The following is a 19,382-nucleotide window of genomic DNA, read 5'->3' as shown; positions in this document are numbered from 1 at the left end:
GCGTCGCAGCATCCCGCCGGACACAGCCGTGAAAGGAGAACGATGGCGGTCTACATCCTCCGCCGCCTGCTGCAGGTCGTGCCGATGCTGCTGCTCGTGACGTTCGTCGTCTTCGCGCTGCTGCACGCGGCGCCGTACGACGTGGTCGACACCATCACGACGCCGCAGATGTCGGAAGAGACCAAGGCCGCCATGCGCGAGCGGTACGGGCTCGACCAGCCCATCGTGGTGCAGTACGGCCTGTGGCTCGCCAACGTGCTGCAGGGCGACTTCGGCTACTCGCTCGCGAGCCGGCACTCGATCGCCGAGGAGCTGGCCGCGCGCATCCCCAACACGATCATGCTCGTGGCTCCCGCCTACGTCGCGGCGCTGCTGCTCGCGGTGGTGCTCGGGCTCATCGCGGGCTCGCGCCGCGGCACCGTCGTCGACAAGGCCATCGACTCTCTCGCCGGCATCGGCATCGCGACGCCGTCGTTCTGGTTCGCGCTGCTCGTGATCTACGTCTTCGGCTACCAGCTGCGATGGTTCCCGATCATCGGCATGCACTCCGTCGGCAAACAGGGCGACCCCGTCGACTTCCTGATGCACTTCGTCATGCCGTTCCTGGTACTCGTGGTCGCGTTCTTCCCCGAGCTCGCGCGGTACGTGCGCTCGGCGACGATCAGCCAGTTCTCGCAGGACTACGTGCTCGTGCAGCGCGGGTTCGGCGCCTCGCGGCGCCAGGTGCTGACCCGCCACGTCGGCCGCAACGTCATGCTCCCGATCATCACGCAGCTCGGTCTCGCCCTGCCGATCCTCGTCACGGGGGCCATCGTGACGGAGTCGATCTTCGGCTGGCCCGGGATCGGCCCCTACTTCCTCACGGCGACCCGCAGTCTCGACTACCCGGTCGTCCTCGCGGTGCTGCTGCTGTCGGCGGTGCTCGTGATCGTCGGCAACCTCATCGCCGACGTGCTGTACGTCGTGGTCGACCCGCGCATCCGGATCGGAGCGGGCTCATGACCACGACCACCACCCCCAACGTCGCGGCGGTCGTCGACGCGACCACGCTCGTGCATCGCACGCGCTCCTTCCGCTCGGTCTCGGCACTGCTCGCGATCGCGTTCCTGGCCGTCGTGGGCCTGATCGCGCTCCTCGCGCCGCTCCTGCCCCTCGACCCGTCGACCACCGACCTCGCGATCCGCTGGCAGCCGCCGAGCGCCGCGCACTGGTTCGGCACCGACGAGCTGGGCCGCGACTACTTCTCGCGCGTCGTCTACGGCGCCCGGATCTCGCTGACCGTCGGCATCCTCGCGATGGCCGCCGCGACCGCCATCGGCGTCATGGTCGGGCTCATCGCCGGGTACGCCGGCGGGCGCGTCGACGACGCCCTCATGCGGTTCGTCGACTTCCTCTCGTCCATCCCGTGGATGGTGCTCGTCATCGTCGCGAGCGTCTTCCTCAAGCCGGGTCTCTGGACGATCATCTTCGTGATCGGCGTCTTCTCGTGGATGGCGACGGCCCGCCTCGTGCGGGCCGAGGCCCTCACGCTGCGTGAGCGGGCGTTCGTCCGCTACGCGCGCTATATCGGCGTGCGCCGCGAGCTCGTGATGTGGCGGCACGTCGTGCCCGACGCGGCGCCGACGATCATCGTCGCCGCCACGGCGAGCATCTCCACGGCGATCCTCACCGAGTCGGCGCTCAGCTTCCTCGGGCTGGGGATCCAGCCGCCGATGGCGTCGTGGGGGAGCCTGCTCGAGAGCGCGCAGGGAAGCCTTCAGACCGCGCCGTACCTCGCGCTCATCCCGGGTGTGCTGATCCTGCTCACCGTGCTGTCGTTCAACGTGCTGGGTGACGCGCTGCGTCAGTCGGTCAGCGAAGGAGGAGCGTCATGACGTCGACGAGCGACGCGCTGCTCAGCGTCGACGGGCTCGACGTCGACCTGCCCGGGCGCACCGGCGGTCGCGTGACAGTGCTCGACGACGTCTCGTTCGACGTTCCGCGCGGGCGCGTGGTGGGCATCGTCGGCGAGTCGGGCTCGGGCAAGACGATGCTGCTGCGGGCGCTCATGGGGATCCTCCCCGAAGGTGCGAACCGCGAGTGGCGCCGCGTGCTCCTCGACGGAGAGGACGTCACGTCCTCGCGCCGGCGCCTGCCCGCGGCCATGGTCTTCCAGGATCCGATGACCTCGTTCAACCCGCTCGTGCGGATCGGCGCGCACCTCACCGAGGTGGCGCAGCGGTTCCAGAAGGTGGGCAGGCGCCAGGCGACCGCGCTCGCGCGCGAGGCGCTCGCCGCCGTGCGCATCCCCGAGCCCGATCGCGTGCTGTCGCGGTACCCGCACGAGCTCTCGGGCGGCATGCGCCAGCGGGCGATGATCGCGATGGCTCTGCTCGCGCAGCCCGAGCTGCTCCTCGCCGACGAGCCGACGACGGCGCTCGACGCCACGATCCAGGCGCAGATCCTCGCGCTCCTGCGCACCCTCCAGGCCGAGCGGTCGCTCACGGTGCTCATCGTGACGCACGACCTCGGCGTGGTCGCCGCGGTCTGCGACGACGTGCTCGTGATGAAGGACGGCCGCATCGTCGAATCGGGCGAGGTGGACCGCGTGTTCCGCGAGCCGCAGCATCCGTACACGAAGGAGCTGTTGGATGCTGCGCCCGACGCCCCCGCAGAACGCGGGGCGGCGGCCGACCAGGGAGGCGACGCGTGAGCCCGCAGACCCCGACCCGCACCGCCGACCTCGTCGACGTGCGCGGGCTCGTCAAGACGTTCCCGCAGCGCAACGCGTGGGGCAGGACGATCGGCACGACACGCGCCGTCGACGGGATCGACCTGACCATCCGCCGCGGCGAGACGCTGGCGCTCGTGGGGGAGTCCGGCAGCGGCAAATCCACGCTCGGGCGCTGCATCCTGCAGATGGACGAGCCCACGAGCGGCACCGTCACGTACGAGGGCGTCGACCTCACGGCGCTTCCCCGCGCGAAGCGCGCGCCGTACCACCGCTCGATGCAGGTGATCTTCCAGGACCCGTTCTCGTCGCTCAACCCGCACCGGACCGCACTCCAGAACGTGATGGAGCCGCTGACCGTGCTCGCCCCCGACTCCGATCCGCGGTCCCGCGCCATCGAGGCGCTCGCCGCCGTGGGGATCGACGGGGATGCCGTCAACCGCCGCCCGCGCGCGTTCTCGGGCGGTCAGCGCCAGCGCATCGTGATCGCCCGTGCGATCGCCGTGCGGCCCGGCTTCGTCGTCTGCGACGAGCCGCTGTCGGCGCTGGACATGTCGATCCAGGCGCAGGTGACCGACCTCCTCCTGCGGCTGCAGCGCGAGCTCGAGCTCACCTACCTGTTCATCTCGCACGACCTGTCGGTCGTGCGGGAGATCGCGACGCGCACCGCCGTCATGAACCGCGGGCGCATCGTCGAGCTCGGCCCCACTGCGGAGGTCTTCGCGTCACCGCAGCACCCGTACACACGGCACCTGCTCGACGCGGCGCTGTCGACCGACCCGGCAGAGGCGCGCCGCCGCCTCGAGCGCATCTCCACGCGCCCCGAGCCCGTCGGCCTCGAGCCCGACGGCACCGCGCTCGCCGAGGTCACGCCCGGCCACTTCGTGCTCCGCTGACCGAGGAGGGGACGGATGCTGCGGCCCGCAGCATCCGTCTTCTCCCGTCGTCGTTGCTGCCCGATGTCACCCCGGGTTCGGGGCGCAGATTCTCCGTCGGGGCGCAGAACGTGCGCCCCGACGGAGGAAATGCGCCCCAAACGCGAGGAGACGGGGACCGAGGTCAGCCGCCGTACTCGGCCAGCAGAGCGCGGGCGCCGTCGGCGAGGGCCGCGATGCGTGCGGCGGCGTCCTCGCGAGACTCGCCGCGCACGTCGAGGTACAGCTTGAGCTTGGGCTCGGTGCCGCTCGGGCGCACGATGACGCGCGAGCCGTCGGCGAGCCACAGGCGCAGCACGTCGCCCGGCGGCAGATCGTCGACGCCGTCGAGCAGGTCGTCGATGCGGTCGACCGCGACGTCGCCGACGGACGACGGATGCCGCTCCCGCAGCGCCGCCATGATCCGGGCGATCTGCGACACGTCCTCGACGCGGATCGAGACCTGATCGCTCGCGAAAGCACCGAACTGCTCGTCGAACTCGGTCAGCAGGTCGGCCAGCGTCGCGCCGCGTCCGCGGGCCTCGGCCACCAGGCCCAGCATCGCGACGGCGGCCGAGACGCCGTCCTTGTCGCGCACGGTCCCGGGGTTCACGAGGTAGCCGAGCGCCTCCTCGAAGCCGAAGACGATGCCCGGCGCGCGCGAGATCCACTTGAACCCGGTGAGCGTCGCGTGGAAGTCGAGACCGTAGTGCTGAGCCACCGCCTCGAGGCCGGGCGACGACACCAGCGAACACGCGAGCGAGGCACCGGTGCCGTCGGCTGAGGCAGGGGCGGCTCCGTCGGCGGTCGCGAGCCGGCCGGCGCGCCAGCCCAGCAGCAGGCCGATCTCGTTGCCCGTGAGGCGGCGCCAGCCGCCCTCGGCGGACTCGTCCGGCAGGGCGACGGCCAGGCGGTCGGCGTCGGGGTCGTTCGCGATGACGAGCTCGGCGCCTGCCTCGCGCGCGGCCTCGAACGCGAGGTCCATCGCGCCGGGCTCCTCGGGATTCGGGAACGCGACGGTCGGGAAGGCGCCGTCGGGCTCGAGCTGGGCCGCGACCGGCACCGGGGCGGGGTAGCCCGCGGTCTCGAGGATGCGCGAGAGCGTCTCCCACCCGACCCCGTGCATCGCCGTGTACACCCACGTGAGACCCTCGGCGCCCGCCGGGGCGGGCGCGACCGCAGCGGTCGCGGCGACGTACTCGTCGACGACGCTCTCGGTGGCCAGCTCGAACCCGAGCGACCGCGGAACCGTGCTGATGTCGCCGGCCTCCGCCACGCGCGCGATGTGCGCGGCGATCTCGGCGTCGGCAGGCGACACGATCTGCGAGCCGTCGTCGTCACCGCCCAGGTACACCTTGTAGCCGTTGTCGTCGGGCGGGTTGTGGCTCGCCGTGACCATGACGCCGGCCGCCGCACCGAAGTGGCGCACGGCGAACGCGAGCACCGGCGTCGGCAGCAGCCGCGGCATGAGGATCGCGCGGAGCCCCGCGCCGGCGAAGATCTCGGCCGAGTCGCGTGCGAACACGTCGGAGTTGCGGCGTCCGTCGTAGCCGATCACGACGATCGGGGCGTCGTCGAGGATTCCGGGCACCTCGGGCCCCTCCGCCTCCAGCGCGTCGGCCGAGGGGGTCTCGGTGAGCTCGGGCGCGGACGGCCCCGCGAGTTGGTCCGGAACGGATGCGGCGGCGCCCGCGTCGTGCGAATCGCCCCCGCCGTCCTCGGCGTCGGGCTCCTCGCCGTCGACGCCCGCTTCTGCGTCGTGATCCTCGCCGCGGGCGTCGCCGGCGGCCTGAGCATCCGTCTCCACCGGCTCCTCGACATCCGAGCCGCCATCCTCGGCGGAGGCCGCGTCGTCCGCCGGCACATCGCCCGCAGGTGCGACCGCGACACCGTCGTCCGGTGCGCCGTCGTGGGCGGCGGTCGCAGCATCCGCGTCGTCCTCATGCGAGCCGGCCTCGACGCCGACCGGCGGGAGTCCGGCCTGCTCACGCACGTACGCCGCGAGACCGGCGGCGGCCTGTGCGACGAGCACGCGGTTCATGCGGTTGCTGCCGGCGCCCAGGGCGCCGCGCAGTCCTGCGGTCCCGAAGGCGAGGCGCGCCGAGAAGCGGTCCCCGAGGTCTTCGACCGCGGCGGGGTTGCCCGACTCTGCGGCCTCGATCAGCGCGCGCAGCTCGGCGCGCGTCTCGCCGTCGGGGTCCTGTGCGAGCCACGCGTGTGCGCGCGCGAGGACGTCGGCCGCAGCATCCGCCCCCGTCGACACCTCGTCGGGAGCCGGCTCCTGCACCGCACCCCCGTTCACAGCGCCCCGATCACGCGCGCCAGCAGCGACGAGATGACGGGCTCGGCGTTGCGGCCGGCCTCGAGCACCTCCTGGTGGCTGAGCGGGTGCTTCTGGATGCCCGCGGCCATGTTCGTGATGAGCGAGAAGCCGAGGATCTCCATGCCGGCCTGACGCGCGGCGATCGCCTCGAGCGCGGTGGACATGCCGACGATGTGCCCGCCGAACGACTTGACCATCTGCACTTCGGCCGGCGTCTCGTACTGCGGTCCGCGGAACTGCGTGTAGACGCCCTCGTCGAGGCTCGCGTCGATGGAGCGGGCGAGGTCGCGCAGTCGCAGCGAGTACAGGTCGGTGAGGTCGATGAAGGTCGCGCCCTCGAGCGGGGTGTCGCCGGTCAGGTTGATGTGGTCGCTGATCAGCACCGGGCGCCCCGGGTGCCAGGTGTGCTTGATGCCGCCGGCGCCGTTCGTGAGCACCATCGTGCGCGCACCGGCTGCGGCGGCGGTGCGCACACTGTGCACCACCCGGCGGACGCCGTGCCCCTCGTAGTAGTGGGTGCGGGCGCCGATCACGAGCACGCGGCGCCCCTTCGGCGTGACGACGCTGCGGAGGGTTCCGACGTGGCCGGTGAGGGCCGGGGCGCTGAAGCCGGTCACCTCGGTGGCGGGGAACGTCGAGGTCGTCTCTCCGAGGAGCTCCGCGGCCTTGCCCCAGCCGCTGCCGAGCGTGAGCGCGATGTCGTGACGCTCGACGCCGGTGATGCGGGCGATGTCCTCTGCCGCGGCGGCGGCCACCGCGAACGGGTCGGCCGTGGGGTCGTCGAGAGGGTTGCCGGTGGTGTCTGACATGGGACCACTTTAGGAACGGACGGCGACGAGGGCCAGCGAAGCCGTATCCGGGCCGCACCCGGGAGTGTCGCGGTGTCGCCTCTGAGGCACGCGGCAGGGGAGAATGGAATTCATGTCGATCAGCTTCGAGACCACCCAGACCGTCGCCATCCTCGGCGGCGGACCCGGAGGCTACGAAGCGGCGCTGGCCGCCGCCCAGCTCGGAGCCGAGGTGACGGTGGTCGAGCGCGCCGGCATCGGCGGCTCGGCGGTCATCACCGACGTCGTCCCGTCGAAGTCGCTCATCGCGACCGCCGACGCGGCCGTCGCGATCGCGGGCGCCGGCGACCTGGGCGTGCAGCTGTTCGCCAAGGGCAAGGACGGCAAGCCGCTCAAGCCCGAGATCGCCATCAACCTCACCGCCGTCAACAAGCGCCTCCTCACGCTCGCCCGCCAGCAGTCCGACGACATGCGCGCGTCGCTCGCCGAGGCGGGAGTCCGCATCATCTCGGGCCACGGCCGCCTCGAGGGCGGCAACGCCGTCGTGGTGTCGACCGGCCCCGGCGGCACCGACTTCGACCGCATCGAGGCCGACACCCTCGTCGTCTCGGTGGGTGCGTCGCCCCGGGAGCTCGCCAGCGCGAAGCCCGACGGCGAGCGCATCCTCACGTGGACCCAGCTCTACAACATGACCGCGCTCCCCGAGCACCTCATCGTGGTCGGCTCCGGCGTCACGGGCGCCGAGTTCGCCGGCGCGTACATGAACCTCGGCGCGAAGGTCACCCTGGTGTCGAGCCGCGACCAGGTGCTCCCCGGCGAAGACAAGGATGCCGCCGCCGTCCTCGAGCGCGTGTTCAAGCGCGGCGGCATGAAGCTGCTGTCGAAGTCGCGCGCCGACAAGGTCGAGAACACCGGCGACGGCGTCGTCGTGACCCTCTCGGACGGCCGCACCGTCGAGGGCAGCCACTGCCTCATGGCGGTCGGCTCGATCCCGAACACGAAGGGCATCGGCCTCGAGCAGGCCGGCGTCCAGATGACCGAGTCCGGCCACATCCAGGTCAACCGCGTCGCGCGCACCTCGGTGCCGAACATCTACGCCGCCGGCGACTGCACCACGTTCGTGCCGCTCGCCTCCGTCGCCTCGATGCAGGGTCGCACCGCCGTCTTCCACGCACTCGGCGACGTCGTGATCCCGCTCGAGCGCCGCCGCATCACGTCGAACATCTTCACCGCCCCCGAGATCGCCACCGTCGGCTGGCAGGAGAACGACATCGAGGACGGCCACATCAACGGCGTCGTCCACAAGCTGCCCCTGGCGGCCAACCCGCGCGCCAAGATGATGGGCATCAAGGACGGCTTCGTCAAGATCATCGCCCGCGAGGGCAGCGGCACCGTCATCGGCGGCGTCATCGTCGGCCCCCGCGCCTCCGAGCTGATCTACCCGATCGCGATCGCCGTCGAGCGCCGCCTGACGGTCGACCAGGTCTCCCGCGTCTTCGCGGTCTACCCGTCGCTGTCGGGCAGCATCACGGATGCCGCGCGCGCGATGCACGTCGTCGACCACAACGTCTACGGCGGCTGACGCCCCCGTTCGGATCGTGTGCTCTCACCGAGCGCACACGATGTTCGCGCGCATGTCGTGTGCGCTCGGCGAGATCACGTGATGTGAACGGGATGCCGCGGCCCGCAGCATCCATCATCCGGCGTGAGCGGCGCGTGGAGGGGCCGTGGGGACCGCGATCCCGGGGTCATCCGAGGCCGGCGTTGCCGCGCCAGAGGTCCGCGGCGGCCGCGCCGAGGCATCCCTCACTCGCTGTCCCTTCCGTTCGACAGGTCAACCGGGACTCCGCACGACCCGCGAGGCGCTTCCTCTCCTGCGGAAGCCCGGTTGACCTGTGGAGGGCGGGGGCGACGGATGCCTCGGCGCCAGCGTGCCGGACGAACCCGGGTCAGCCGAGACCGGTGTTGCCGCGCCAGAGGTCCGCGGCGCGGTTCGCGGCGGCGTCGACCAGCGCCCGCAGCTCCGGACGGTCGGGCATCGCGAAGGAGACGTAGGCACCACGGCCGCCCGCGACCGGGCGGCCGTAGGCCTTCACCGCGACCGAGAGGTCGGGCAGCAGGCGGACAGTCAGCGTCTGCAGCTCGAACTCCTCGCCGCGGCGGAAGTCCCGCCAACGCAGCTGCGGCGGGATCACGACGTTGATCGCGAGCGCCGACACCTCCGGAGCATCGCCGTCTGGAGCATTCATCCCGCCATCCTGACACCCTCGCCGCCGCCGCGGGCCGAGGCATCCGTTCGCCCGTTCCGTGATGCCGAAACACGGGTCGATCACGGCGACACGCCGGTGATGGATGCTGCGCCCCGGAGTGTCGCGCGACGGACCCGTGTTTCGGCGCGCCCGACGACGCGAGACGACGGAACCGGGATCAGGAGATGGTGAGGAGCTGGTGCCCGGCCGACACCGTCGTGCCGGGGTCGGCGTTGATCGTGCCGATGACGCCGTCCTTATGGGCCTGGATGGGCTGCTCCATCTTCATCGCCTCGAGGACGATGACGAGGTCGCCCTTGACGACCTGCTGGCCCTCCTCGACGGCGACCTTCACCACCGTGGCCTGCATCGGCGACTTCACCGCGTCGCCCGAGGCGCCCGCGACGACCGAGGGGGCGTGCGAGCGGCGCGAGGGCGGCACGGCCGCGGGGCGTCCGGCGACCCCGACGGGCGCGACGACGCGGTCGGGCAGGCTCACCTCGAGGCGCCGGCCGGCGACCTCGACGACGACCGTGTGCCGCGCCTCGGCGGGAGTGGGCTCGCTGAGCTCGCCGTCCCACGGGGCGATGTCGTTGACGAATTCGGTCTCGATCCACCGCGTGTAGACGCCGAAGCGGCCGTCCTCCGCGGTGAACGCGGGGTCGCGCACGACGGCGCGGTGGAACGGCAGCACGGTCGGCAGGCCCGAGACCTCGAACTCGTCGAGCGCGCGGCGCGAGCGCTCGAGCGCCTCGGCGCGGTCGCGGCCGGTGACGATGATCTTCGCGAGCAGCGAGTCGAACGCACCCGACACGCTGTCGCCGGCGGTGACGCCGGAGTCGAGACGGATGCCGGGGCCGCCGAACGTCTTGAACACGTGGATCGGTCCGGGCTGGGGGAGGAATCCGCGGCCGGGGTCCTCGCCGTTGATGCGGAACTCGATCGAGTGGCCCTCGGGCTTCGGGTCGTCGTAGCCGAGCTCCTCACCCTCGGCGAGGCGGAACTGCTCGCGCACGAGGTCGATGCCGGTGACCTCTTCCGAGACCGGGTGCTCGACCTGCAGGCGCGTGTTCACCTCGAGGAACGAGATCGTGCCGTCGGCGCCGATCAGGAACTCGCAGGTGCCCGCGCCGACGTAGCCGACCTCCTTGAGGATGGCTTTCGACGATTCGTACAGAGTCTTGTTCTGCTCGTCGCTCAGGAACGGCGCGGGAGCCTCCTCGACGAGTTTCTGGTGCCGGCGCTGCAGTGAGCAGTCGCGCGTGGAGACGACGACGACGTTGCCGGCCGAATCCGCGAGGCACTGCGTCTCGACGTGACGGGGCTTGTCGAGGTACTTCTCGACGAAGCACTCGCCGCGACCGAAGGCGGTGATCGCCTCGCGGGTCGCCGACTCGAACAGCTCGGGCACCTCATCGATCGTGCGGGCGACCTTGAGGCCGCGTCCGCCGCCGCCGTATGCGGCCTTGATCGCGATGGGCAGACCCACCTCTTCAGCGAAGGCGACGACCTCGTCGGCACCGGCCACGGGGCCGGGGGTGCCCGGGGCGAGCGGCGCGCCCACCTTCTCGGCGACCGCGCGGGCGGTCACCTTGTCGCCGAGGGCCTCGATCGCCTCGGGCGACGGCCCGATCCAGACAAGGCCCGCCGCGATGACGGCACGGGCGAAGTCGGAGTTCTCGGCGAGGAAGCCGTAGCCGGGGTGCACCGCGTCGGCGCCGGAGCGCCGCGCGACGGAGAGGATCTTCTCGATCGACAGGTACGTCTCGGCGCTGGTCGCGCCCTCGAGGGCGTACGCCTCGTCGGCGAGGCGCGAGTGCATGGCGTCGCGGTCCTGATCGGCGTAGACGGCGACCGACGCCTTCCCGGCGTCGCGTGCGGCGCGGATGACGCGGACGGCGATCTCGCCGCGGTTGGCAACGAGAACCTTGGCGATCTGAGGCATGAGTGCCAGCCTACCGACGGCATCCCGAGGGCTTTTGAGCGGTTCGTACAAGAACCGACGAGAAACGTGGGATTCCTACTACAACGGTTACGCCCTCACTGCGCCCCGTACCCCACAACGGTTACGCCCTCACTGCGCCCCGTACCCCACAAAGGGAACGCCCTCACTGCGCCCCGTCTTCCACGAACGACTTCTCGTCGATCTCGGTGGGACCGAGCGACGGATCCGACGTGTTCCACAGCGATGTCCACTCCACGCCGACCTCGCGCACGAGCTGCCGCAACGTCGACACCGACATGCCGACGACCGTCGAGGGATCGCCCTCGACCCGCTCGATGAACGCGCCGCCGAGGCTGTCGACCGTGAACGCGCCCGCCACGTGCAAGGGCTCGCCGGTCGAGACGTACGCGTCGATCTCGGCGTCCGTCACGTCCGCGACGAAGGAGACGGATGCCGCAGCCGTCGCGTGCACCTCGCGCGGGGGTTCGCCCGGCTCGATGCGCACCACGGCGTGGCCCGAGTGCAGCACGCCGGTGCGCCCACGCATCGCGCGCCAGCGGGCGGCAGCCTTCTCGGGCGTGTAGGGCTTGCCGAGCACCTCGCCGTCGAGCTCGAACATCGAGTCGCCGCCGATCACGATGCCGTCGAACTCCGGGATGTCGTCGCGCAGCCGCGCCGCGACCTCCGCCGCCTTGCGGCGCGCGAGCAGCAGGACGTGCTCGTCGGGCGCGAGCGTGCGGGCCTCGGCCGCCTCGACCGCCGCGATGACGGCCTCCTCGTCCACGTCGGGGGCGATGGTGAGCGGACGGATGCCGAACTGCCCGAGCAGCATGAGCCGGGCGGGCGAGGTCGAGGCGAGGCAGACGCGCATCCCCTCACAGTACGGGGCGGGGACGTAGGCTCGTCGGGTGAGTGAAACCGGCGGCATCCTCGATCTCGACATCACGGGCGTCGCCCACGGCGGCGTCTTCGTCGCCCGGCACGAAGGCCGCGTCGTGTTCGTGCCCGACACGATCCCGGGGGAGCGCGTGCGCGTGCGGCTCACCGACACCGGGAAGAAGTCGTTCTGGCGCGGCGAGACGCTCGAGGTGCTCGAGGCGTCGCCGCACCGGCAGCTGCACGTCTGGCGCCAAGCCGATGTCGACATCCCACCGGAGCAGCGGCCCGGCGGTGCCGACTTCGGCCACATCGCGCTCGAGCACCAGCGTGCGCTCAAACTCGAGGTGCTGCTCGACGCGCTGCACCGGTTCGGCGGCATCACCGACCCGGTCGCCACGATGAGCGGCGTCGCGCCGGTTCCCGCCCTCGACGGTGCCGAAGCCGACGGCGAGTCGGTCGACGGCACCGGGTGGCGCACCCGGGTGAGCCTGCACGTGGACGCGGACGGCAACGTCGGCCAGTACGCCGCGCGCAGCCACCGTGTGGTCCCGCTCGAGGACCTGCCCCTCGCCACGCCGGCCGTCGAGCGCGCTGCGCTCGCGCTCGCCGCCAGCGAGCCCGGTCGCATCGATCTCATCCAGCCGGCGGACGGTCGCGTCCGCACGCTCCCACGGCCGGTACGGACATCGGATGCTGCGGCCCGCCGCGGACGTGGCGGTCGGGCGGCGACTCCCCGGCATCGCAAGGCGCCCGCTCCCGAGGTCGTCCTCGAGAGCGTCGGCGGCCGCGACTTCCGCGTCGACGCCGGCGGCTTCTGGCAGGTCCACCGTCTGGCGGCGCACACCCTCACCACCACCGTCGCCGCAGCGCTCGGCGCGCTCCCCGGCGATGCCGCCGCCGTCGACCCCGACGCCTGGCACCTGGACCTGTACGGCGGCGTCGGCCTCTTCGCCGCGACGCTCGGCGACCTGGGCGGATCCTCGACCCGCGTGACGAGCGTCGAGTCCGACGCGCGCGCGACCGAGCATGCGGGGGAGAACCTCGCCGAGTGGGTCGGGGCTCGCGCCGAGACCGGGCGCGTCGACCGGTGGCTCGCGCGGCTCGCGGCCGAGGCATCCGTCCCCGAACGCGAGCGGCTGTCGCGTGGGGTCGTCCTGCTCGACCCGCCCCGCTCGGGAGCCGGCCGCGAGGTCGTCGATCACCTGACCTCGCTCGCGCCCGCGACCGTCGTCTACGTCGCGTGCGACCCCGTGGCGCTCGCGCGCGACATCGCGACCTTCCGTGCCGGCGGGTACGAAGTCGCAAGTGTCGATGGCCTGGACCTTTTTCCGAATTCGCATCACGTCGAAGCCGTGGCGGTTCTCACCCGCGCGTGACACTCGTCGCTAGGCTGGCGGAATGACGCGGGTGGCCTTCATCGACGATCACGAGTCGGTCCGGCTCGGCCTCGAGGCGGCGTGCGCCCGCGCCGAGACGATGACCGTCGCCTTCTCGGGCAGCACCGTCACCGAGTACGTCGACTGGCGTGCGTTCTCGCGGCAGGCGCCCGCCGACGTGGTGGTGCTCGATCTGACGCTCGGCGACGGCACCACCGTCACCGAGAACGTGCGACGCCTCGTGCTCGACGGCTCGAGCGTCATCATCCACAGTGTCGCCGACCGGCCCGCGGCCGTGCGAGAGGCGCTCTCCGCCGGTGCCGCCGGCGTCGTCAGCAAGTCCTCGCCCATCGGCGACGTGATCGCGGCGGTGCACACGGTCGCGCGCGGCGAGCCGCTCAACAACGTCGAGTGGGCCAGTGCCGTCGAGGGTGACCGTGCCTTCGCCGATGCGCAGCTGTCGGCGCGCGAGCGCGACGTGCTCCGTCTGTACGCCGCCGGGCTGCCGCTCAAGGTGGTCGCCGATCGCCTCGGGGTCGCGTACTCGACGGCGAAGGAGAACATCACGCGCATCCGCGTCAAGTACGTCGAGGTCGGCAGGCCCGCACCGACGAAGATCGATCTGCTGCATCGCGCCGTCGAAGACGGGATCCTGGTCGAGCCCGCGGCGGACCCGGGAGACGTCACGCGTGGCCGCTGACGCACAGACCGGCGTGCTCGACACGGCGTGGGGGCAGATCGCGCACTCGCCGCAGACGACCGCCGGGATCGGGTCGTTCACCCGGTCCCGCGTCGAGCGCATCATCTCGCTCGTCGCCGGCGGCTTCGGCTCGCTGATCCTCGGACTCCAGTCGTTCCTGAGCGCTCTGGGTCCCGCCCCGGAACGCCCGGGCTGGCACGTGCCGCTCATGGTCGTGGTGTTCGGCGCGCTCGGCGTGATGGTGCTCGCGTGCGTGGTCGGCCGGGGTGTGCGCCCGGCGGCGGGCGTCTTCGCGATCATCTACGTCCTCGTGCTGCTCGCGTGGCCGATCGCCACGGCGGGCGTCGAACCTCCGACGCCGGACGAGCCGTGGATCTGGTACCTGCTCAACCTCGCGACGCTGGCGGCCGTCCTCGCCTTTCCCTTCCCGCTCCAGATCGCGTTCACGATCGCCCTGCCGCTGCTGTTCGGTGTCGTCCGGATGATCCAGGTCGGCTTCGAACCCGTCTACTGGCCGGTCGTGATCCTCGACGTGAGCTTCGCGCTCATCCTCGGCGGCATCATCCTCACCCTGGGGTGGCTGTTCCGATCGGTGGCGGTGAACGTCGACAAGACCCGGGCGCAGGCCGTCTCCTCGTACGCGAAGGCGGCTGCCGCCGACGCCGCGGAGCAGGAGCGCGTGGCGGTGGCGGCGCTCATGCATGACAGCGTGCTGGCTGCGCTGATCGCCGCGGAGCGGGCGACGACACCCCGGGAGCGCACGCTCGCGGCGACCATGGCGCGCGAGGCGCTCACCCGGCTGGCCAACACCGAGCAGGACGAGCACGAGGGGCCCGACGAGCCCTGGGCGCCGGCCGTGCTGTCCGAGGAGATCGCTCAGGCCGCCGACGAGCTGGGCGTCGACGTCGATGTGCAGAACGAGATCGACCCGGACGCCCCGTCCATCCCCGGGCGCGTGGCCCGAGCCCTCACCCTGGCCGCGACGCAGGCCATCGCCAACGCGGTCCAGCACGCGGGTGGCGCCGGGCTGGGCGTCGTGCTTCATGCCGCGTACGGGACGGTGCGCGTCGAAGTCCACGATGCGGGAGAGGGATTCGACCTGGATGCCGTCCCCGATGACCGCCTGGGCATCCGCGCGTCGATCGTCGCGCGCGTGGCCGCGGTGGGCGGGCGCGCCGAACTGGAGTCGGGACCCCACGGCACCGTCGTGCGGCTCATCTGGCGGGAGCCGTCGGCATGATCAGCGTCAAGAACGTCCTCACGGTGCTCGGTGTGGCCTTCACCGCCTACTTCGCCGCGAGAGGTCTGCTGTGGACCGGGCGGCCGATCCCGCAGCCGCTCATCATCGTCATCTCCGTCGGGATCTACCTCGCGGTGACCTGGCTGTGCATCTTCTGGCAGCCGTCATCGCAACGCTCGAGTCCGTCCCCTCGCGCGGCCCGCTCGGCCGACGGCGAGTCGCTCGAGAGTCTCGAGGCGCAGGCGGCGCCGCACCCCGCCGGGGAAGGCATCCGGGGCCCGCTGCCGTTGCCGGTGACAGCCCAGGTCCTCGCCCTCGCCTGCGCGGTGATCGTGCCGAACGCCATCCCCATCGCGGTCGGCGAGACCGCCCGCACGGTCTCCTTCGCGACGTGGTACCTCGGGGGGATCGGCGCTCTCATGACCATCGTCATGGTGCGCCGTCGTCCCTGGACGGCGTGGGCGGGGATCATCCTCCTCACGATCGCGTCGTTCCTCTGGATGGGCCCGTTCAATGCACTCGCCCTCGGGCTCGTCGGCTCGATCGTCTGGGTGACGTGCGCCCAGCTGCTGGTGTTCTCGATGGACCGTGCCGCGCGCGACACCTCGCGGCTCACGCGGCTCCAGCGCGCCGCGACGGGATGGCAGACCTCGCAGGTGGTCCGCCAGCGCGAGCGGCGCGTGCAGGTGCAGCGCGCGCTCGCCGTCGCCGGCCCCGTGCTCACACGTACTGTCGCTCATGCGGGCGTGCTCACCGAGGCTGATCGCCTCGAGGCGCGCATCGCCGAGGGGCGGCTGCGCGACGAGATGCGCGGCCCGCGGCTGCTCGACGACGAGGTGCGCGCGGAGCTCGAGCGGGCGCGCCGCCGCGGCGCCAACGTCACCGTGCTCGACGAGGGCGGACTCGACGACGTCGATGACGAGACGCTGGGCATCATCCGCGCGCAGCTGGCCGAGACCCTGCGATCGGCGAGCTCGGACCGTCTCTACATCCGCACGTCGCCCGACGAGCGCATCGCGGTCACCGTGGTCGGCCGCTCGCCCTCCGTGGGCGGACCCAGCGACGAGGACTCCGTCGACCTGTGGCGCGAGATCCCGCACCCGGGCAGAGCCTGACCCTCACCTCTCGACGGAGGGGGATGCTGCCACCCGGCGCGCCCGCGGACGTCTGATCCGTGCCGCTTCCGATGGCAGACTCGCTCCCCGCCGGAAAGGGGGAGGGGATTCCTGGCGGAGAGCGGGAAATGAAGGAGGCGAGGGGCGGCGAAGCCGCCCGCCCCTCGCCTGCGCGGAAGGTTACCCGAAAACCATCCGCATGGCCGGATCCGGGGCATCCGCTAAGCGGTGTCGGATCGACCGAACGCAGAAGCGTTCCAGCGAGTCAAGTATCTCGGGGTTGCAAGGGGTGTGTCTGTAGGTATTTCGGGGGACAAGCCCGCCGAGCGATGGACCGGGTCCATAAACCTCCGCTGACGGCGTTCACCCTCAGACGCTCCCGAACCGGCCCCAGCCGAGGTCCCGATCGAGTGGCTGCCGCAGCGCACGCTGCGAGAGCTCCCAGCCGGTGCGGCTCGTGCGGTCGTCCGCGACGGCTTCGGCTGCTTCACCGGTGTACGCCTCGCTCACGACGGCGATGAGCGCGGCGAGTTCCACCTCGGTGGGCGCGCCACGGAGGACCTCGATGGTCGGGCCCTGGGGCGCGGCATCCACGTCCATGCCCTCGTCTGCTGGGCTCACAGCGGGATGTTCCCGTGCTTCTTGGGCGGCAGGCTCGCGCGCTTGCCGCGGAGGGCGCGGAGGGCCTTGGCGATCGAGACGCGGGTCGCGGCCGGCTCGATGATGCCGTCGAGCTCGCCGCGCTCGGCGGCGAGGAACGGCGAGGCCACGTTGTAGGTGTACTCGTTCGCGAGGCGCGTGCGGACGGCGGCGACGTCTTCGCCGTTCTCCTCCGCCTTCTTGATCTCGCCGCGATAGAGGATGTTGACGGCACCCTGGCCGCCCATGACGGCGATCTCGGCCGTCGGCCACGCGAGGTTCACGTCGGCGCCGAGCTGCTTCGAGCCCATCACGATGTAGGCGCCGCCGTAGGCCTTGCGCAGGATCACGGTCACCAGCGGCACGGTCGCCTCGGCGTAGGCGTAGAGGAGCTTGGCGCCGCGGCGGATGACGCCCGTCCACTCCTGGTCGGTGCCGGGGAGGTAGCCGGGCACGTCGACGAGCGTGACGATCGGGATCGAGAAGGCGTCGCAGAACCGCACGAAGCGACTCGCCTTCTCGCCCGCCTCGATGTTGAGCGTTCCGGCCATCTGCGAGGGCTGGTTGGCGATGATGCCCACGGAGCGGCCCTCGACGCGGCCGAAGCCGATGACGATGTTCGGCGCGAACAGCGGCTGCACCTCGAGGAAGTCCTCGGCGTCGACGATGCCGCGGATCACCTGGTGGATGTCGTACGGCTGGTTCGGCGAGTCGGGGATGACCGCGTTCAGCGCGCGGTCAGCATCCGTCGTCTCGAATTCGAAGCCCGTCTCGTAGACCGGCAGCTCCGCCATGTTGTTGTCGGGGAGGAAGCCGAGCATCGAGCGCACGTAGTCGATCGCGTCGTCCTCGTCTTCGGCGAGGTAGTGCGCGACACCCGAGCGGGTGTTGTGCGTGTGCGCGCCGCCGAGCTCCTCCATGCCGACGTCCTCGCCGGTCACGGTCTTGATGACGTCGGGGCCGGTGACGAACATCTGGCTGGTCTTGTCGACCATCACGACGAAGTCGGTGAGAGCGGGGGAGTAGACCGCGCCACCCGCGGCCGGGCCCATGATGATCGAGATCTGGGGGATGACGCCCGATGCGCGGGTGTTGAGGCGGAAGATCTCGCCGTACTTGCCGAGGGCGACCACGCCCTCCTGGATGCGCGCGCCGCCGGAGTCGAGGATGCCGACGATGGGGATGCCGCTGCGGAGGGCGAACTCCATGACCTTGATGATCTTCTCGCCGGCGACCTCGCCGAGCGAGCCGCCGAACGTCGAGAAGTCCTGCGAGTACACCGCGACGGTGCGGCCGTGGATCGTGCCGACGCCGGTGACGACCGAGTCGCCGTACGGACGCGAGCGGTCCATGCCGAAGGCGGTCGTGCGGTGACGCACGTACTCGTCGAGCTCGACGAAGCTGCCGGTGTCGAGGAGCATCTCGATGCGCTCCCGCGCGGTGCCCTTGCCCTTCGCGTGCTGCTTCTCCTTCGCGACCTCCTCGGGATCGAGGACGGCCTCCTGGAAGCGTGCGCGGAGGTCGGCGATCTTGCCGGCGGTCGTCGACAGGTCGGGCTGATCTGGCGCTTGAGTCACGGATTCCACCCTATCGGCGGGCCCGGTCGATCTGTTGGAGGGTTCGCACAAGGGGTTGCGGCATCCGCTGTCCATCCCCGGAGCGAGGGGCGTAGCGTGAACGACATGACGTTCTCGTCCGAGGGGTTCCCGCTCACCGCCGCCGTGAGTCCGCGCGTCCAGGTCGTCGAGACCACGGACTCGACCAATGCCGACGTCATCCGGCACGTCATCGACGCGCCGCATGAATGGCCGCACCTGTCGCTGCTGCTCACGAACGATCAGCGAGCCGGTCGCGGGCGCCTCGACCGCACGTGGGTCACTCCGCCCGGATCGGCGCTCGCGGTCTCGGTCGCGGTCGACGCCTCGGCTCTTCCGGTCGCCGCCCGCGGGTGGATCCCGCTCATCGCGGGAGCGGCGATGACCCGCGCGATCGCCGCGCAGCTGGTCGGGTCGGTGCACAGCGCCACGCTCAAGTGGCCGAACGACGTGCTTCTCGACGGATCGAAGATCTGCGGCATCCTCGCGGAGGTCGTGCCGGGGCATGCCGACGTCGTCGTGATCGGCTCCGGAGTGAATACGCGGATGGCGGCAGTCGACCTCCCCGTCGCGACGGCGACCTCCTTCGCCGCCGCAGGGTTGGAGTGCGACGACGACCGCCTGCTCGCCGACTACCTCGGCGCGCTCGACGAGCAGCTGAAGGCGCTCGGCGCAGCCGGCGGAGACGCCGCCGCATCGGGCGTGCTCGGGGAGGTGGAGTCGCTCTGCAGCACGCTCGGAAGCGACGTCGCGGTGTCGCTGCCGAACGGTGAGACGCTGTGGGGCCGTGCACAGCGGATCGATCCCGACGGGCGCCTGGTGGTGGTCCAGGATGGGGAGTTCGAGAGCGTCGTCTCCGCCGGCGACGTCGTGCACGTGCGGAGCCGCTCCGCGTAGTCCGGTCGTTGA

The 19,382-nt window shown here is 71.5% G+C and carries 17 protein-coding genes; 10 read left to right on the top strand and 7 right to left on the bottom strand.

All coding sequences use genetic code 11. From position 1 onward, the window contains the following. The first annotated feature begins 42 nt into the window (after nt 1–42). From Q9R33_RS01420 to Q9R33_RS01405, 4 genes are read left to right on the top strand one after another with little or no spacing between them, the layout of a single operon-like run. A complete protein-coding gene (locus Q9R33_RS01420) occupies nt 43–1,002 on the top strand; it encodes an ABC transporter permease (RefSeq protein WP_311292628.1) in 960 nt (319 codons plus the stop codon). Further along, nucleotides 999–1,874 (top strand): ABC transporter permease, encoded by an 876-nt coding sequence (locus tag Q9R33_RS01415; RefSeq protein ID WP_311292627.1) that lies wholly within the window; start codon nt 999–1,001, stop codon nt 1,872–1,874. Before Q9R33_RS01420 ends, Q9R33_RS01415 begins: the two co-directional genes overlap by 4 nt. Beyond that, nucleotides 1,871–2,692, top strand: coding sequence for an ABC transporter ATP-binding protein (locus tag Q9R33_RS01410; RefSeq protein ID WP_311292626.1), 822 nt, complete (start codon nt 1,871–1,873; stop codon nt 2,690–2,692). Before Q9R33_RS01415 ends, Q9R33_RS01410 begins: the two co-directional genes overlap by 4 nt. After that, the gene (locus tag Q9R33_RS01405; protein WP_311292625.1) at nt 2,689–3,606 is read left to right on the top strand and encodes an ATP-binding cassette domain-containing protein; all 918 of its coding nucleotides are present in this window, start codon (nt 2,689–2,691) and stop codon (nt 3,604–3,606) included. The genes Q9R33_RS01410 and Q9R33_RS01405 overlap by 4 nt, the downstream gene beginning before the upstream one ends. A 163-nt stretch (nt 3,607–3,769) precedes the next feature. Here the strand turns inward: Q9R33_RS01405 and Q9R33_RS01400 are convergent, their stop codons facing one another. Then, nucleotides 3,770–5,926, bottom strand: coding sequence for a phospho-sugar mutase (locus Q9R33_RS01400; protein WP_396654054.1), 2,157 nt, complete (start codon nt 5,924–5,926; stop codon nt 3,770–3,772). Next, a complete protein-coding gene (locus Q9R33_RS01395; protein ID WP_056370599.1) occupies nt 5,923–6,756 on the bottom strand; it encodes a purine-nucleoside phosphorylase in 834 nt (277 codons plus the stop codon). Before Q9R33_RS01395 ends, Q9R33_RS01400 begins: the two co-directional genes overlap by 4 nt. A 103-nt stretch (nt 6,757–6,859) precedes the next feature. On the opposite strand from Q9R33_RS01395, the gene Q9R33_RS01390 reads away from it, so the two are divergent. Continuing rightward, nucleotides 6,860–8,317: an NAD(P)H-quinone dehydrogenase gene (locus Q9R33_RS01390; protein ID WP_056370597.1), complete on the top strand. Its 1,458-nt coding sequence runs from the start codon at nt 6,860–6,862 to the stop codon at nt 8,315–8,317. A 367-nt stretch (nt 8,318–8,684) separates the two neighbouring features. Here Q9R33_RS01390 and Q9R33_RS01385 read toward each other — a convergent pair whose 3' ends face one another. The 3 genes from Q9R33_RS01385 to Q9R33_RS01375 all read right to left on the bottom strand — a co-directional run bounded on the left by Q9R33_RS01385 (nt 8,685) and on the right by Q9R33_RS01375 (nt 11,800). Further along, nucleotides 8,685–8,984 (bottom strand): hypothetical protein, encoded by a 300-nt coding sequence (locus tag Q9R33_RS01385; RefSeq protein WP_310247868.1) that lies wholly within the window; start codon nt 8,982–8,984, stop codon nt 8,685–8,687. A gap of 178 nt (nt 8,985–9,162) precedes the next feature. Beyond that, nucleotides 9,163–10,929, bottom strand: a complete 1,767-nt coding sequence (locus Q9R33_RS01380; RefSeq protein WP_310247870.1) for a biotin carboxylase N-terminal domain-containing protein — start codon at nt 10,927–10,929, stop codon at nt 9,163–9,165. 163 nt (nt 10,930–11,092) lie between these two features. After that, the gene (locus Q9R33_RS01375; RefSeq protein ID WP_311292624.1) at nt 11,093–11,800 is read right to left on the bottom strand and encodes a nucleoside triphosphate pyrophosphatase; all 708 of its coding nucleotides are present in this window, start codon (nt 11,798–11,800) and stop codon (nt 11,093–11,095) included. A 37-nt stretch (nt 11,801–11,837) separates the two neighbouring features. Between Q9R33_RS01375 and Q9R33_RS01370 the strand changes: the two genes are divergently transcribed. Genes Q9R33_RS01370 through Q9R33_RS01355 form a run of 4 tightly spaced genes read left to right on the top strand, consistent with a single transcriptional unit; the run spans nt 11,838 to nt 16,239 of the window. Further along, complete coding sequence (locus tag Q9R33_RS01370) at nt 11,838–13,184, top strand: TRAM domain-containing protein (protein WP_311292623.1); 1,347 nt, start codon at nt 11,838–11,840, stop codon at nt 13,182–13,184. Between the two features lie 22 nt (nt 13,185–13,206). Beyond that, complete coding sequence (locus Q9R33_RS01365; RefSeq protein WP_056370586.1) at nt 13,207–13,884, top strand: response regulator transcription factor; 678 nt, start codon at nt 13,207–13,209, stop codon at nt 13,882–13,884. Next, nucleotides 13,874–15,124, top strand: a complete 1,251-nt coding sequence (locus tag Q9R33_RS01360; protein ID WP_200919500.1) for a sensor histidine kinase — start codon at nt 13,874–13,876, stop codon at nt 15,122–15,124. Before Q9R33_RS01365 ends, Q9R33_RS01360 begins: the two co-directional genes overlap by 11 nt. Beyond that, nucleotides 15,121–16,239 (top strand): hypothetical protein, encoded by a 1,119-nt coding sequence (locus tag Q9R33_RS01355; RefSeq protein WP_311292622.1) that lies wholly within the window; start codon nt 15,121–15,123, stop codon nt 16,237–16,239. Before Q9R33_RS01360 ends, Q9R33_RS01355 begins: the two co-directional genes overlap by 4 nt. A 369-nt stretch (nt 16,240–16,608) precedes the next feature. Here the strand turns inward: Q9R33_RS01355 and Q9R33_RS01350 are convergent, their stop codons facing one another. Further along, on the bottom strand, nt 16,609–16,860 hold the full coding sequence (locus Q9R33_RS01350; protein WP_235560255.1) for an acyl-CoA carboxylase subunit epsilon: 252 nt from the start codon (nt 16,858–16,860) through the stop codon (nt 16,609–16,611). Next, on the bottom strand, nt 16,857–18,464 hold the full coding sequence (locus Q9R33_RS01345) for an acyl-CoA carboxylase subunit beta (RefSeq protein ID WP_056370581.1): 1,608 nt from the start codon (nt 18,462–18,464) through the stop codon (nt 16,857–16,859). The genes Q9R33_RS01350 and Q9R33_RS01345 overlap by 4 nt, the downstream gene beginning before the upstream one ends. Before the next feature lie 96 nt (nt 18,465–18,560). On the opposite strand from Q9R33_RS01345, the gene Q9R33_RS01340 reads away from it, so the two are divergent. After that, nucleotides 18,561–19,370, top strand: coding sequence for a biotin--[acetyl-CoA-carboxylase] ligase (locus Q9R33_RS01340; protein ID WP_311292621.1), 810 nt, complete (start codon nt 18,561–18,563; stop codon nt 19,368–19,370). The last annotated feature ends 12 nt before the right edge of the window (nt 19,371–19,382 follow it).

The organism is Microbacterium sp. PRC9, assembly GCF_031844125.1.
Classification (GTDB): Bacteria; Actinomycetota; Actinomycetes; order Actinomycetales; family Microbacteriaceae; genus Microbacterium.
The sequence above is the reverse complement of the archived record's forward strand: the minus strand, read 5'-3'. Positions and strand labels throughout refer to the sequence as shown.

What these genes read in the sequence shown, in the direction of transcription:
- Q9R33_RS01420 (WP_311292628.1), top strand. Translation starts at nt 43, where the DNA reads ATGGCGGTCTACATCCTCCGCCGCCTGCTGCAGGTCGTGCCGATGCTG.
- Q9R33_RS01415 (WP_311292627.1), top strand. Translation starts at nt 999, where the DNA reads ATGACCACGACCACCACCCCCAACGTCGCGGCGGTCGTCGACGCGACC.
- Q9R33_RS01410 (WP_311292626.1), top strand. Translation starts at nt 1,871, where the DNA reads ATGACGTCGACGAGCGACGCGCTGCTCAGCGTCGACGGGCTCGACGTC.
- Q9R33_RS01395 (WP_056370599.1), bottom strand. Translation starts at nt 6,756, where the DNA reads ATGTCAGACACCACCGGCAACCCTCTCGACGACCCCACGGCCGACCCG.
- Q9R33_RS01390 (WP_056370597.1), top strand. Translation starts at nt 6,860, where the DNA reads ATGGAATTCATGTCGATCAGCTTCGAGACCACCCAGACCGTCGCCATC.
- Q9R33_RS01385 (WP_310247868.1), bottom strand. Translation starts at nt 8,984, where the DNA reads ATGAATGCTCCAGACGGCGATGCTCCGGAGGTGTCGGCGCTCGCGATC.
- Q9R33_RS01380 (WP_310247870.1), bottom strand. Translation starts at nt 10,929, where the DNA reads ATGCCTCAGATCGCCAAGGTTCTCGTTGCCAACCGCGGCGAGATCGCC.
- Q9R33_RS01375 (WP_311292624.1), bottom strand. Translation starts at nt 11,800, where the DNA reads ATGCGCGTCTGCCTCGCCTCGACCTCGCCCGCCCGGCTCATGCTGCTC.
- Q9R33_RS01365 (WP_056370586.1), top strand. Translation starts at nt 13,207, where the DNA reads ATGACGCGGGTGGCCTTCATCGACGATCACGAGTCGGTCCGGCTCGGC.
- Q9R33_RS01355 (WP_311292622.1), top strand. Translation starts at nt 15,121, where the DNA reads ATGATCAGCGTCAAGAACGTCCTCACGGTGCTCGGTGTGGCCTTCACC.
- Q9R33_RS01340 (WP_311292621.1), top strand. Translation starts at nt 18,561, where the DNA reads ATGACGTTCTCGTCCGAGGGGTTCCCGCTCACCGCCGCCGTGAGTCCG.